10 protein-coding genes and 1 tRNA gene are annotated in these 14,811 nt (G+C 49.1%); all 11 read left to right on the forward strand.

Annotated features, from left to right (window positions below):
• Window positions 1-25 precede the first annotated feature (25 nt).
• The 11 genes from ACYVUU_RS01315 to ACYVUU_RS01365 all read left to right on the forward strand — a co-directional run bounded on the left by ACYVUU_RS01315 (window position 26) and on the right by ACYVUU_RS01365 (window position 14,805).
• Window positions 26-98: transfer RNA gene (locus ACYVUU_RS01315), tRNA-Thr, on the forward strand.
• 95 nt (window positions 99-193) lie between these two features.
• The gene (locus ACYVUU_RS01320) at window positions 194-1,345 is read left to right on the forward strand and encodes a diguanylate cyclase domain-containing protein (protein WP_484499735.1); all 1,152 of its coding nucleotides are present in this window, start codon (window positions 194-196) and stop codon (window positions 1,343-1,345) included.
• An 84-nt stretch (window positions 1,346-1,429) separates the two neighbouring features.
• Window positions 1,430-2,080 carry an HD domain-containing protein gene (locus ACYVUU_RS01325; RefSeq protein ID WP_484499736.1) on the forward strand — a complete coding sequence of 217 codons (651 nt, stop codon included), beginning with the start codon at window positions 1,430-1,432 and terminating at the stop codon, window positions 2,078-2,080.
• Window positions 2,081-2,279: 199 nt separating this feature from the next.
• Entirely contained in the window at window positions 2,280-3,914 is a 1,635-nt protein-coding gene (locus tag ACYVUU_RS01330; protein ID WP_484499737.1) for a peptide ABC transporter substrate-binding protein, read from the forward strand.
• A 256-nt stretch (window positions 3,915-4,170) separates the two neighbouring features.
• Entirely contained in the window at window positions 4,171-5,799 is a 1,629-nt protein-coding gene (locus tag ACYVUU_RS01335; RefSeq protein WP_484499286.1) for a peptide ABC transporter substrate-binding protein, read from the forward strand.
• A 234-nt stretch (window positions 5,800-6,033) separates the two neighbouring features.
• Window positions 6,034-7,662 (forward strand): peptide ABC transporter substrate-binding protein, encoded by a 1,629-nt coding sequence (locus ACYVUU_RS01340; protein ID WP_484499285.1) that lies wholly within the window; start codon window positions 6,034-6,036, stop codon window positions 7,660-7,662.
• A gap of 175 nt (window positions 7,663-7,837) precedes the next feature.
• The gene (locus ACYVUU_RS01345; RefSeq protein ID WP_484499738.1) at window positions 7,838-9,472 is read left to right on the forward strand and encodes a peptide ABC transporter substrate-binding protein; all 1,635 of its coding nucleotides are present in this window, start codon (window positions 7,838-7,840) and stop codon (window positions 9,470-9,472) included.
• A 231-nt stretch (window positions 9,473-9,703) separates the two neighbouring features.
• Window positions 9,704-11,350 carry a peptide ABC transporter substrate-binding protein gene (locus ACYVUU_RS01350; protein ID WP_484499739.1) on the forward strand — a complete coding sequence of 549 codons (1,647 nt, stop codon included), beginning with the start codon at window positions 9,704-9,706 and terminating at the stop codon, window positions 11,348-11,350.
• Between the two features lie 424 nt (window positions 11,351-11,774).
• A complete protein-coding gene (opp3b, locus tag ACYVUU_RS01355; protein ID WP_484499740.1) occupies window positions 11,775-12,695 on the forward strand; it encodes an oligopeptide ABC transporter permease in 921 nt (306 codons plus the stop codon).
• Between the two features lie 21 nt (window positions 12,696-12,716).
• The gene (locus ACYVUU_RS01360; RefSeq protein WP_439775260.1) at window positions 12,717-13,748 is read left to right on the forward strand and encodes an ABC transporter permease; all 1,032 of its coding nucleotides are present in this window, start codon (window positions 12,717-12,719) and stop codon (window positions 13,746-13,748) included.
• A 13-nt stretch (window positions 13,749-13,761) separates the two neighbouring features.
• Entirely contained in the window at window positions 13,762-14,805 is a 1,044-nt protein-coding gene (locus ACYVUU_RS01365; RefSeq protein ID WP_484499741.1) for an ABC transporter ATP-binding protein, read from the forward strand.
• Window positions 14,806-14,811 lie beyond the last annotated feature (6 nt).

Genomic DNA, 14,811 nt, shown 5'->3' on the forward strand with positions numbered 1-14,811 from the left:
GAAGCCGGCATGTTACAATTAAGGCGCTGCTGTAGCTCAGGAGGTAGAGCACCGCCGTGGTAAGGAGGAGGTCGCCAGTTCAAATCTGGCTAGCAGCTTATGATCAGCAAAAGTGATTAAATTATTTGCATCGCTCTTCAAAATACTGATATACTAAGAATTATTAGTCAATTGTTATTTTGGAGGGGATCGCATGCAGAAATTTTCGACCCGGCTCTTGGTCATTCGGCGGCGATTCGCCAATTTTGCCAATACGACGGCCATTGTTCTGGTTATTTTTACAGTTGCTTTAGCCGCGATAGAAACCCGGTCACGGGACTTCATAGCTGATGACGGGAAGTTTTACCTGCTGGACGGAAAATATTTGTTGGCCCATCTTTTGATCGCCGGGCTGCTGACGGCTTTGCTGGTTTTGCTCCGCTATTTTTTGCAAAGGCAGAAGCAGCTGGAATACATGTCCAGCCGGGACGACTTGACCACCCTTTTGAACCGGGCGGCCTTTGATGACCGGGTCAATGACTACCTTCGCCAGCATCCGGCTGCCCAGGGCAGCTTCGTCATGCTGGATATCGACAATTTCAAGCTGATCAATGACGTCCATGGTCACAATGTGGGTGACCAGGTTCTGGTGACTTTGGCCCTCAACATGGAGAGTACCCTGGGCAGCGAGGCAATCATCTGCCGCAACGGGGGTGATGAATTCTGCGCGTTCGTTCCGGACACAAGCGACGACCAGGTCGCCAATCTGGCCAAGCTGGACCAGGTTTTTTCCGCTAAAGAGCAGCAGTATCCTTTTTCCATTTCCCTGGGCTATGTTCACTACCCCCAGCAGGCCATCTCGGTGGCTGATGCCCTGGCTAAGGCAGACCTGGCCCTTTACGTGGTCAAGGACGATGGCAAGCATGGCTGGCGGGAGTACAACGATGCAATGACGCGAACTGACCGGAAGCAGTTTGGCTTTACCTTAAGGGAGGTGGCCGACAACCTGCCGGTTTCTTTCTTCATTTGCCAGGCAGAAGGGGAGAGGGAAATTCTTTTTGCCAACCAGTCCCTTCTGGACATGCTGGGCTTCAAGGGTTTCGCGGATTTAATTGCCTTTACGGCTGGCAAGCTGCTGGCTTTAATCTACCCTTCTGACCGGGCATTGCTTGACTTGGTGGCCGGTGAGGATGTAAGACGGGTACCTGACCGGCCTCGCTGCTTGTCTTGCCGCCTGCTAACCAAGGATGGCGGCTGCGAGAAGGTCTTCAGCAAGACCCGGCTAGTTGAAGACGCCCGCTATGGCAAGGTCTTTTATGTCACCTTGTCATTGCAGAATGACTATAAGATTCTAAAAGAGAACTAGGAACTCTAGTTCTCTTTTTTGCTTGCAATTTTAGAGCGATCCGCTATAATTGAAAAAATAATTAAAGCAAACACGGAGGTAAAAATGGAACGGAAACTGATTGCGGATTTTGTCAAAGAAAACCTGGCCGAAGAAAGAACGGGGCATGATTATTACCACGGCCAGCGGGTGGCGGTTTTAGCTGAAAGAATGCTGCTGGCGGATCACCCGGAGTCTAGCCAAAAGAGCCGGGACATTGCTTATACGGCGGGCTTTGTTCACGATACGATCGATGAGAAGGTCTGCCCAAACCCAAGTGAAGTTTTGGCTAAATTACGGAAAGTCTTCACGGCAGCCGGCTTAAGCCGAGAGGACCAGGAAAACGTCTTTTTCACGATCGAGCACATGTCTTTTTCCAAAAACATTGACCGCCACTACCAGCTTTCTTTAGAAGGAGAGTACGTCCAGGATGCCGACCGGCTGGAGTCTCTGGGGGCGATGGGAATTGCCCGAGCTTTCGTTTACAGCGGCAAGCACGATGACAAGATCTACGACCCGGAAATTCCGCCGATGGAATTGGTCAGTCATGATCAATACCGGAATCATGAAGAAACTACGATCAATCATTTTTATGAAAAGCTTTTTAAGCTGGAAGGGCTGATGAACAGCCAGGCTGCCCAAAAGGAAGCCCGCCGGCGGACAGAATACATGCGAGATTTTGTCCAGGAATTTAGACATGAATGGGATTTAGATTAATTTTAATGAAGTTTACCTCTTCTTAAGGAAATACAGAAACATTTAAACAATCCGTTGGATCATTGTTATACCAATTGCTCAGCCGATTTGCAAATGAACTTTAAATGAAACTATCCTTGCTTTTCTCTAACGTAAACATTAAACTTTTGGTTAGACATGTGAGTCAATCATCAGTATAGATAAGTAAGGAGAAAACACTATGAAAGTTTCCAAGTTTTTAGGAGCTGGAGCAGCGGTAACATTATCTGCTTTAATGCTAGCTGCTTGCGGCTCAAGTTCCTCGTCTTCCAAGTCGACCAGAAAGACCTTGAACTGGACGGTCGCGTCAGAAATTCCGACCATGGACTTGTCCAAGGCCACTGACTCTACTTCCTTCAACCAACTCTCCAACACCATGGAAGGTCTCTACCGCTTAGGCAAGAACTCAAAGCTCGAAAAAGGGCTGGCAACCAGCGAGAAGGTTTCTAAAGACGGCTTGACCTACACTTATACCCTGCGCAAGTCCAAGTGGAGCGACGGGACAGAAGTTACGGCTAAGGACTTCGTTTACTCTTGGAGAAGAACGGTCAACCCAAAGACGGCTTCCCAGTATTCTTACCTTTTCTCCGGGATTAAAAATGCCGACGCCATCGTGGCCGGCAAGAAGTCTGTCAACAGTTTGGGGATCAAGGCTGTCGGCAAGTACAAGCTGGTTGTTACTTTGGAGCGGCGGATTCCTTACTTTGACAAGCTGATGGGCTTCGCGGTCTTCTTCCCGCAGTCTGAAAAGGCGGTCAAGAAGTATGGCTCTAAGTACGGGACGGCTTCCAAGTACATGGTCTACAACGGTCCGTTCGTGCAAAAAGGCTGGACCGGGTCCAACCTCTCCTGGAAGATGGTTAAGAACAAGTACTACTGGGACAAGAAGAATGTCAAGCTGAACACGATCACTTGGAGCGTGCAGAAGACGCCATCAACTTCCTACAACCTTTACCAAAGCGGCAAGCTTGACTACACCAGCCTGGACTCATCACAAACCAAGCAGCTGAAGACGACTAAGGGTTACACCACCTTGAACCAGGGGGCAACCTTCTACATGCAGTTCAACATTGCCAAGAACAAGTACCTGGCCAACGCCAACATTCGCAAGGCTCTGTCCCTGGCTGTCAACCGGAAGGGCCTGGTCTCATCACTTGGCGGCAACAACGTGGCGGCCAACACTCTGACTCCAACTGGCTTAACCGAAGTCAATGGCAAGGACTACACCAAGCTGCTTTCATCATCAGCTGAAAGCCTCTACCCGTCCTCAACCAAGAAGAGCGAGGCAGTCAAGTACTTGAACAAGGGCTTAAAGCAACTGGGCGTAAGCAAGTTCAGCTTCAAGATCCTGGCTGACGACACTGACTCCGGCAAGAAGACGGCAGAATTGCTGCAGTCCAACATCGAAGCCACCTTCGGCAGCAAGGTCAGCGTCACTGTTCAGAACCTGCCATTCAAGACCCGGCTTTCCCGGTCAACTTCCGGCAACTTTGACGTTGTCATCTCCGGCTGGAGTGCCGACTTTGCCGACCCGATCTCCTTCCTGGACCTGTTTACTTCCACTAATTCTGAAAACAACGGGAAGTGGAAGAACTCGACTTACGACAAGCTGATTGCCGACTCCAAGACCACGGCTTCAACCAGCAAGCGCTGGAGCGACTTGAGCAAGGCTGAAAACATCCTGCTTAATGATGCCGGTGTGGCTCCGCTCTACTACAGCACGACCGCTTCCTTGATCCGGCCGAGCGTCAAGGGCGTCATCCAGAACCGGGGGACTTGGAACTTCAAGAATGCCTACATCAGCAGCAGCAAGTAATTCCGAGCAAATCACAACAATAACAACAAAATTAAAAGAATTTGACAAGAAGCGACCAGGTGGTCGCTTCTTTTTTATCTTTTTCTTGACATTTTTCGCTTATTTTTCGGCAAAAATTTATTTTTCTTTAAGTTAGCCCTTGAAAAGAGTCTAACTTAGAATTATAATCAATTTATCATGTTGACTGAGAGACGGCTTAAAGCTGTGTTGGCCATCTTTTCAGCGCAAACAAATATGTGTTATAAGGAGAAAAAAGATGAAGTTATCTAAGACTTTGAGCGTTGGTGCAACTGTGCTGGCATCAGCTGCTCTCTTGGCTGCCTGCGGCGGCAACAGCAGTAAGGAATCCTCTTCTTCAAAGAAGACTTTGAACTGGACGGTTGCTTCTGAAATCCCAACCATGGACATGTCCAAAGCCACTGACGCTACTTCCTTCAACCAGTTGTCAAACACTATGGAAGGTCTGTACCGTTTGGGCAAGAACTCCAAGTTGGAAAAGGCTTTGGCAACCAGCGAAAAGGTTTCTAAGGACGGGAAGACCTACACTTACACTCTGCGCAAGTCCAAGTGGAGCGATGGCAGCGACGTTACTGCCCAAGACTTCGTCTACTCATGGCGCAGAACTATTGACCCAAAGACTGCTTCACAATATTCCTACCTCTTCAGTGGGATCAAGAACGCTGACGCGATCGTAGCCGGCAAGAAGAAGGCCAACACTTTGGGCGTTAAGGCTGTTGGCAAGTACAAGCTGGTTGTTACTTTGGAACGCCGGATCGCTTACTTCGACAAGCTGATGGGCTTTGCCGTCTTCTTCCCACAATCAGAAAAGGCTGTAACCAAGTACGGTTCTAAGTACGGTACTGCTTCTAAGTACATGCTGTACAACGGTCCGTTCAAGCAAACTGGCTGGACTGGCTCAAACCTGTCCTGGAAGATGGTCAAGAACCCATACTACTGGGACAAGAAGAACGTCAAGCTTGACACTATCACTTGGAGCGTGCAAAAGACTCCATCAACTTCTTACAACCTTTACCAATCAAACAAGCTGGACTACACTGGCCTGGACGCTTCACAAACCAAGCAGCTGAAGAACCAGAAGGGCTACGTAACCTTGAACCAAGGTGCTACCTTCTACATGCAGTTCAACCAAGCCAAGAACAAGTACCTGGCTAACACTAACGTCCGCAAAGCCTTGTCATTGGCTATCGACCGTAAGGGCTTGACTTCATCACTTGGCGGCAACAGTGTTCCAGCCAACACTTTGACTCCAACTCAATTGACTGAAGTTAACGGTGAAGACTACACCAAGCGGATCTCCAAGTCTGCTGAAAGCTACTACCCAGCTTCAACCAACAAGAAGGAAGCTGTCAAGTACATGAACAAGGGCTTGAAGGAACTGGGCGTAAGCAAGTTCAGCTTCAAGATCTTGTCCGACGACACTGACTCAGGCAAGAAGACTACTGAATTCCTGCAATCAGTCTTTGAATCAACCTTCGGCAGCAAGGTCAGCGTTTCAGTTCAAAACCTGCCATTCAAGACCCGTCTGTCACGGTCAACTGCAGGTAACTTCGATGTCGTAATCTCCGGCTGGAGTGCCGACTTCGCTGACCCGATCTCCTTCTTGGACCTGTTCACTTCAACTAACCCAGAAAACAACGGTAAGTGGAAGAACTCAAGCTACGACAAGCTGATCGCTGACTCCAAGACTACTGCTTCAACCAGCAAGCGTTGGGACGACCTGACCAAGGCAGAAGACATCCTGCTGAACAATGTCGGTGTTGCTCCACTTTACTACAACACTAATGCTGCTTTGATCCGTCCAACTGTTAAGGACGTTTACCAAAACCGTGGTACTTGGAACTTCAAGGACACTTACATCAAGTAATCAAGCAAAAAGAAGAGGCTCTGCCTCTTCTTTTTTGTCTGCTTATTTTGATATATGTTTAATTGACTTGTATTTGCTTTGGTATATTTAGATTGATGAAATAATATGACATTTTTTCTTAAAAACGCTTGAAGCTGATCAAACAGAGAATTATAATGAAAATATCATTAAAGACTGCTGTGGAGTCTTAACTAGCGAGGCGCTGGAACAGTCAGTAAAAGCAAGGAGAAAAAGATGAAATTATCTAAGAGTTTAAGCCTGGGAGCCACGGTTCTGGCTTCAGCAGCATTGCTTGCTGCTTGTGGCAGCAATAGCAGTTCTTCATCATCCAGCAGCAAGAAGACCTTGACCTGGATGGATTCAGCCGAAATTCCAACGATGGACCTTTCAAAGGCCACCGACGCGGCTTCCTTCAACCAGATTTCCAACACTATGGAAGGTCTCTACCGTTTAGGCAAGAACTCCAAGCTGGAAAAGGGCTTGGCAACCAGCGAAAAGGTTTCTAAGGACGGGAAGACTTACACTTATACCTTGCGCAAGTCTAAGTGGAGCGACGGCAGTGAATTGACCGCCAAGGACTTTGTTTACTCCTGGCGCCGGACCGTTAACCCAAAGACCGCTTCCCAATATTCCTACCTCTTCTCCGGGATCAAGAATGCTGATGCCATCGTAGCTGGCAAGAAGCCAGTCAGCTCCTTGGGGATCAAGGCAGTTGGCAAGTACAAGCTGGTCGTGACTTTGGAACGGCGGATCTCATACTTTGACAAGCTGATGGGCTTTGCCGTCTTCTTCCCGCAGTCAGAAAAGGCCGTAACCAAGTACGGTTCTAAGTACGGCACGGCTTCTAAGTACATGCTCTACAACGGTCCGTTCAAGCACGTTGGCTGGACCGGGTCCAACCTGTCTTGGAAGATGGTTAAGAACCCATACTACTGGGACAAGAAGAGCGTCAAGCTCGACACTATCAAGTGGACTGTTCAAAAGACTCCATCAACCGCCTACAACCTTTACCAGTCAAACAAGCTGGACGCTACGGCCCTGGACTCTTCACAAACCAAGCAATTGAAGAACCAAAAGGGTTATACCGAACTTAACCAAGGTGCTACCTTCTACCTGCAATTCAACATTGCCAAGAACAAGTACCTGGCCAACGCCAACGTCCGCAAGGCCTTGTCACTGGCGGTCAACCGGAAGGGCTTGACTACTACTCTGGGCGGCAACAACCAACCGGCCAACACTTTGACTCCAACCCAATTGACTAGCGTCAACGGGGAAGATTACACCAAGCTGATCCCAAGCTCAGCTGAAACTCTGTACCCAGCTAACCCGAACAAGAAGGAAGCTGTGAAGTACATGAACAAGGGCTTGAAGGAACTTGGCGTAAGCAAGTTCAGCTTCAAGATCCTGTCTGACGACACTGACGCCGGCAACAAGACCACTGAAGCCCTGCAGTCCAACTTTGAATCAACCTTCGGCGACAAGGTCAGCGTCAGCGTGCAAAACCTGCCGTTCAAGACCCGTCTGTCCCGGTCAACTGCTGGCAACTTCGACATCGTTGTCTCCGGCTGGAGCGCCGACTTCGCCGACCCAATCTCCTTCCTGGACCTGTTCACTTCAACCAACTCTGAAAACAACGGTAAGTGGAAGAACGCAACTTACGACAAGCTGGTTGCCGACTCCAAGACCACTGCTTCCGCAAGCAAGCGCTGGAGCGATCTGAGCAAGGCTGAAACCATCCTGCTGAAGGATGCCGGGATCTCACCATTGTACTACGACACTAATGTCTGGATGATCCGTCCAAGCGTCAAGAACGTCATCCAAAACCGTGGTACTTGGAACTTCAAGGACGCCTACATCAAGTAAAAACAAGCAAGTTAAAGCTTAGAAGAGAACGCCGGAAGGCGTTTTCTTTTTTGTCTGCTTTTATTTTTAAAAAAGGGGTTGAAAATTAAAAAATCCCCGTTATAATTAGACTTAAGTTATAGCTTTTAATTCTAGTCTAATTTATGTTTGTTTTTTAATTAAACGAGGTGCAATTATGAGAAAAGAGAAGTTATTCGCTACCGGCTCAGTTTTGCTCGCCTCAGCTGCGCTTCTGGCAGCCTGTGGCAGCTCATCAAGCAAGTCAAGCTCATCATCCAAGGCGCAAAAGCTGTCCTGGACTGAAGCTGCCGAACTGACGACCATGGACCCGTCCAAGGCCACCGACCGTTACGACGCTGACCAATTCAACAACGTCATGGAAGGCTTGATCAGGCTTAGCAACAATGCCAAGGCCACTCCAGGCATCGCCAAGAGCTGGAAGGAAAGCTCTGACGGCAAGACCTGGACCTTCAACCTCCGCAAGGGCGCTAAATGGGCCAACGGGGATGAAGTTACCGCCCAGGACTTCGTCTACTCCTGGAGAAGAACGGTCAATCCAAAGACTGCTTCTGAATACGCCTACCTTTTCTCAGGCATCAAGAACGCTGACGCGATCGTTGCCGGCAAGAAGGCAGTCAACACTTTGGGTATCAAGGCTGACGGCAAGTACAAGCTGACGGTGACCCTGGACCGGAGAATCCCATACTTCAAGCTGCTGATGGGCTTCTACATCTTCTTCCCACAAAACCAAAAGTTCGTGGAAAAGTGCGGGGACAAGTACGGTACGGCTGCCAAGTACGTTCTGTCCAACGGTCCATTCAAGATGACCGGGTGGACTGGGACCAACCTCTCCTGGAAGCTGGTTAAGAACAACAGCTACTGGGACAAGAAGAACGTCAAGCTGGACCAGATCAGCATGAGCGTCCAAAAGACCCAGTCAACCAGCTACAACCTCTACCAAAGCGGCAAGCTGGACGAAACCAACTTGAACGCCCAGCAAAGCAAGCAGCTTAAGGGTTCAACCGGCTGGACTGTAAGAAAGTTTGCTTCAACCAAGTACCTGCAATACAATATCGCCAAGGACAAGAACTTAGCTAACGCCAACCTGCGTAAGGCCATCTCCCTGGCTATCAACAAGAAGGAACTGGCAACGACTGTTGGTGCCGCCAACAACCCGGCTGTTTCCTTCACGGCTGCCGGCATTACTGACTCAAGCACTGGCAAGGACTTCTCAAGCGAAGTGCAAACCGCTGCTACTAAGGCAGTTCAAGGCTACGACAAGGCCAAGGCCAAGGAATACTACAAGAAGGCTCTGAAGGAACTGGGCAAGAAGCAGATCACGATCAACCTGCTTGGGGATGACACTGATGACGCCAAGAAGGTTACCGAATTCATCCAAAGTGCCCTGGAATCAACCCTGGGCATGAAGGTCGAAGTTTCCAACGTGCCATTCAAGACCCGTCTGTCCCGGGTATCAAGTCTGAAGTTCGACGTTGTGGCTACTGGCTGGACGGCTGACTTCTCAGACCCGATCTCCTTCCTGGACCTCTTGACCAAGGGCAACGCCTACAACTACGGCAAGTGGGAATCAACTGCCTACAACAAGAACGTTTCCCTGTCCAAGACGACCGGGTCAACCGCAGCCCGCTGGAAGGCAATGGTGGCTGCTGAACGGGCCCTGCTGGAAGACCAAGGGGTTACTCCACTGTACTACACTAACGAAGCTACCCTGGTTAAGACTAGCGTCAAGGGCGTTGTCTTCAACGGTGCCGGTGCTCCTTACAACTTTAAGGAAGCCTACATCAAGTAGTTTAAGTAGTCTGGAAATTACAAAAATAAGTTGACAGATTTTTACGAAAACGGAGCTCCGGCTCCGTTTTCTTTTTTCCCTATATGTTATTTTGGCTATTTCCTGTTTTTTATATTTTTTGATTTGTCACAGGCTGGGAAATATTTTATAATGAGAGAATGATTAGATGCTGATGAATTGCTAAAAGATGTGTTTTACAACAAGTTTTTGACTAAGAGAGAGGATAAGACAGTGAGTAATTTTAAAAAGCTTCTGACGGCAACTGTTGCCGTATCCGGCGCTTTCTTGCTGGCGGCCTGCAGCAAGACCGCGACCAAGTCAGCCAAGCCCGTGTCCAGCAGCGGCTATGAAAAGTCAATCAACTGGATGACGACTTCTGAACTGCAGAGCCTGGACCCGGCCAAAGCCGACGACACGGCCAGTGAGGAACAGATCGCCAACACTTATGAAGGCCTCTACCGGCTGGGCAAGGACTCCAAGACTATTCCAGGCGTGGCCACCAAGAGCACGACCTCTAAAGACGGTCTGACCTGGACCTTTTACTTGAGAAAGAATGCCAAGTGGTCAAACGGGGACCCGGTAACGGCAGAAGACTTTGTTTACGCCTGGCGCCGGCAGGTTGACCCCAAGACCGCTTCCGGCCAGGTCAATAACTATGAGGGTATCAAGAACGCCATCAAGATCTCTGAAGGCAAGAAGAAGCCGTCTAGCCTGGGCGTCAAGGCCGAAGGCAAGTACAAGCTGGTCGTGACTTTTGAAAAGAAGATTCCTTATTTTAAGGTCGTTACGGCTATCAGCTTGAAGCCCCTGGACTCCAAGGCTGTCAAGAAGTACGGCAAGCGCTACGGGACCAAATCCGCCTACGCCGTCTATAACGGGCCTTTCAAGTCCGTGGGCTGGACTGGGTCCAACCTGACCTGGAAGCTGGCTAAGAACCCGTATTACTGGGATAAAAAGGCTGTTAAGCTGGAGACCATCAACTACAGCGTCCAGAAGACCCCATCAACTGACTACAACCTCTACCAGACCGGGAAGCTGGACGCGGCCATCCTGGACACCCAGGCGGCAAAAAGCATGAAAGGCAAGAAGGGCTACCGGGTTCTGACTTTGGGTAACACCACTTACCTCTGCTACAACTACAAGAAGAAAAAGATCTTCCGCAACGCCAACCTGCGCCGGGCCATCTCCATGGCCATCAACCGCAAGCAGCTCCTGTCCACGATCGGTACCTACAACACCCAGGCCAAGACCTTCTCAGCCACCAATGTGGTCTTAGACGGGAAGAATTTTGCCCAGGAAGCTGAAAGTGCCAACTCCAGCGTGAACAAGTACGTGGAATACGACCTCAAGTCCGCCCGCAGCTACTTCAAGAAGGCCTTGAAGGAATTAGGCGTCAAGAAGGTTTCCTTCACTTTGATGGCGGATGACGACGACAGCTACAAGAAGCAGACTGAGTTCATCCAGAGCGCCTTGACTGAGGCTTTTGGCGGCAAGATGACCGTTTCCGTCAACAACCTGCCAAAGACGACCCGGGTTTCCCGGCAAATTGCCAATAATTTTGACGTCGTTTTAGGCGGTTTGACCAGCGACTTCCCAGACCCATACCACTTCCTGGCTTACATGCAGTCAGGGCAGACTTACAACTTCGGCAAGTGGAAGAACAAGGAATACGACAAGGCCGTCCAAGCGTCTTTGACCATGGACAAGACCAAGCGCCGCAAGGCCTTGCTCAAGGCTGAAAAGATCCTGATCGACCAGGAAGCCATCAGCCCGCTTTACCACATGGGCCAGGCTTGGATGATCAGACCAACTATCAAGAACCTGGTCTTCAATGGCGAATACCCTGACTTTAAGACGACTTACGCGGTGAAAAATTAAAATTTAACCGTGGTATAATTGAAAGTTGAGATGTTAGCAATAACGCTCAACTTTTTCTTTATTTCGGGATTTATGTCCGGGAATAGAAAATTTTTGACTAAAAGGAGGGGAGCAGGCGAGGGGCTTCTGGAACAAAAAGTTAAGAAAATTAGCTTTTTGCAGAAAAAAGACTAACATTATTATCTTAGCCGAACACTTATTTTAAAAAGCACAGTCTAAGTTCCAGATAGACTCAAAAAAGAAAAAAGCAAAGTTTAAGTTAGTTGCCAAATGACGGAAAAAACGGACAAAAAGCCCGTAGTGCTTGACTTTTAGGGCTACAGTTTTATATCATCGTATGGTAATTTCTTTATTTTTTGGTATAATAAGAAAAACATTAAAAATGTAATGCTGATTAAAGCGAAAAAGTGTAAGGAGCAATACTATGGCTAAATACTTACTAAAACGTATTTTCTACATGATCCTCACTTTGTTCCTCGTTGCGACGATTACCTTCTTCTTAATGAAGATGATGCCAGGTTCTCCGTACGCCAACGAAGCAAAGATGACGGCTACCCAAAAGGCGATTATGAACAAGCAATACGGCTTGGACAAACCTGTTATCCAACAATACATTACCTACTTGGCAGGCGCCGCCCATGGTGACTTTGGGATTTCCTTCCAATACAGCAACCAGCCTGTTTCTACTCTGATCGGGGCACGTTTGGGCGCTTCAGCTCAACTGGGTCTGCAGGCTCTGGTTGTCGGGGTTATCCTGGGGATCATCATCGGCTCAATCGCTGCCATGAACCAAGGGACTTGGATCGACTCAACCGCGACGATCGTTTCCATCATCGGTAAGTCTGTTCCTAACTTCGTTCTGGCGGTATTGCTTCAATACTACATCGGTTTGAAGCTCGGCTGGTTCCCAATCGCCGGCTGGGGTGAAGTATCACAGACGGTCATGCCGACAATTGCCCTCTCGGTAGGGCCGCTGGCCGAAACAGCCAGATTTATCAGAACGGAAATGGTCGATACCTTGAGTTCTGACTACGTTGAACTGGGCAAGGCCAAGGGCCTCAGCCGGATCGAAGTCATCAGAAAGCACACCCTGCGTAACTCAATGATTCCATTGGTTACCTTGATCGGGCCATACGCAGTTGCTTTGATGACTGGTTCAATGGTTATCGAAAACATCTTCAACATTCCTGGGATCGGGGAACAGTTCACCAAGTCAATCTTGACTAACGACTACCCAACCATCATGGGCGTAAGTATGGTTTACTGCTTCGGCCTGGTGGTAATCCTGCTGATTACTGACATCGTCTACAGTCTGATCGACCCACGGATCAGATTGACTGATTAATGGAAAGCGAGGTTAAAATCAATGGATCAAGATGCAAGTAACGTAAAGATCACACCTGAATCCTTTGAACACGTGGAAAAGGGTGACACGCAAAGCGCGGAACACATTTCAGGTCCCTCACTTTCTTTCATGCAGAACGTGTGGATCAGATTCAAGAGCAACAAGGCAGCCGTGATTTCAGCCGTAATCATCATCGTGATGGTGGTTATCGCTTTTGGCTCCAGCTTCTGGATCAACAACTCCAGCTTGGTTAAGTCAGCTCCGCAATATGCCAACCTGCCTGCCAAGTGGAAGGGCTTTGACTGGCTCAACGGCTTGAACGGTAAGATCAAGCAAAACGGCGTTTGGACTGACGCTTACGCATCAGTGCCAGCTGGCAAGTACTTCGTTGCCGGGACCGACTACCTGGGCCGGTCACTGGCACAAAGAATCATCTATGGTACCAAGATTTCCTTGATTGTTGCCATTGTCGCTGCCTTCTTTGACCTGGCCATCGGTGTTACCTACGGGATCATCTCTGGCTGGAAGGGCGGCATGACTGACAACATCATGCAGCGGATCATCGAAATCATTTCTTCAATTCCAACTCTGGTTATCGTTGTTTTGATGCTGGTTGTTTTGAAGCCTGGTATCACTTCCATCATCCTGGCCCTGGCTATTTCATCCTGGACCACGATGGCCCGGCAGATCCGTGCCGAGACACTGTCTTTGAAGAATGAAGAATACGTTCTGGCGGCCCGGTCCTTGGGTGAATCAACCTTTAAGATCGCTACCAAGCACCTGATTCCAAACCTGTCCAGTATCATCATCATTCAAACCATGTACACCATCCCGAGTGCCATCTTCTTCGAAGCCTTCCTGAGTTTCATCGGTATCGGTATTTCTGCTCCTGAAACTTCTCTGGGTGTGCTTTTGAACGAAGGGCAGAAGAACTTCCAGTTCCTGCCATACCAAATGTGGTACCCAGCTGCAGTCCTCTGCGTTTTGATGATTGCCTTCAACCTGCTCGGCGACGGTCTGCGTGATGCCTTCGACCCTAAGGGCCAAAGATAAGGGAGACGAACATATGGCAAATAGAATTTTAGACGTTAAAAACTTAAAGATCGACTTCCACACTTACGCTGGTGAAGTTAAGGCCATTCGTGACGTTTCATTCCACCTTGATGAAGGTGAAACTTTAGCGATCGTTGGCGAATCCGGTTCAGGCAAGTCTGTTACCACCCGGAGCATCATCGGGCTTTTGGCCAAGAACTCCCAGATCATGGGCGGGCAAATCCTCTTCCACGGCAAGGACCTGCTGAAGATTTCCGAAAAGGAATGGCAGCAAATCCGTGGTAACCAGATCGCCATGATCTTCCAGGACCCAATGACTTCTTTGGACCCGACCATGAAGATTGGCCAGCAGATCGCTGAACCATTGATCAAGCACAAAGGTGCTTCCAAGAAGGAAGCCTGGGCCAAGGCCTTGGAAATGATGAAGGCCGTTGGTATTCCGAACGCTGAAGAAAGAATCAACCAATACCCGCACCAATTCTCTGGTGGTATGCGGCAAAGAATCGTTATCGCCATTGCCTTGATCTGTGAACCGGAAATCCTTTTGGCCGACGAACCAACCACTGCCTTGGACGTTACTGTTCAAGCGGAAATCCTGGACTTGATGAAGGACTTGCAAAAGAGAGTCAAGACTTCTATCATCTTCATCACCCACGACTTGGGTGTCGTTGCCGGGATGGCTGACCGCGTTAACGTTATGTACGCTGGGGAATTTTTGGAAAAGGGGACGGTTGACGAAATCTTCTACAACCCGCAACACCCTTACACTTGGGGCTTGATCAACTCCATGCCGACCCTGACCAGTGAAAAGCTGGAATCAATCCCAGGGACCCCGCCAGACTTGCTTGATCCGCCAAAGGGCGACCCATTTGCCCCGAGAAACAAGTACGCGATGAAGATCGACGCGCAAATGAAGCCGCCGTTCTTCAAGGTTTCAGAAACCCACCAAGCTGCTACCTGGCTCCTGCACCCAGACGCGCCAAAGGTTACTCCGCCTGATGAAATCGTGCGTCGCTGGGCCCACTACAAGGAACTGCAAGCAGCTGACAAGGATTAAAGGAGA

The sequence above is a fragment of the Lactobacillus sp. WILCCON 0058 genome (assembly GCF_057198005.1).

Coding starts and splice junctions, on each gene's coding strand:
- ACYVUU_RS01365 (WP_484499741.1), top strand. CDS start 13,762: ATGGCAAATAGAATTTTAGACGTTAAAAACTTAAAGATCGACTTCCAC.
- ACYVUU_RS01345 (WP_484499738.1), top strand. CDS start 7,838: ATGAGAAAAGAGAAGTTATTCGCTACCGGCTCAGTTTTGCTCGCCTCA.
- ACYVUU_RS01340 (WP_484499285.1), top strand. CDS start 6,034: ATGAAATTATCTAAGAGTTTAAGCCTGGGAGCCACGGTTCTGGCTTCA.
- opp3b (WP_484499740.1), top strand. CDS start 11,775: ATGGCTAAATACTTACTAAAACGTATTTTCTACATGATCCTCACTTTG.
- ACYVUU_RS01320 (WP_484499735.1), top strand. CDS start 194: ATGCAGAAATTTTCGACCCGGCTCTTGGTCATTCGGCGGCGATTCGCC.
- ACYVUU_RS01335 (WP_484499286.1), top strand. CDS start 4,171: ATGAAGTTATCTAAGACTTTGAGCGTTGGTGCAACTGTGCTGGCATCA.
- ACYVUU_RS01325 (WP_484499736.1), top strand. CDS start 1,430: ATGGAACGGAAACTGATTGCGGATTTTGTCAAAGAAAACCTGGCCGAA.
- ACYVUU_RS01330 (WP_484499737.1), top strand. CDS start 2,280: ATGAAAGTTTCCAAGTTTTTAGGAGCTGGAGCAGCGGTAACATTATCT.
- ACYVUU_RS01360 (WP_439775260.1), top strand. CDS start 12,717: ATGGATCAAGATGCAAGTAACGTAAAGATCACACCTGAATCCTTTGAA.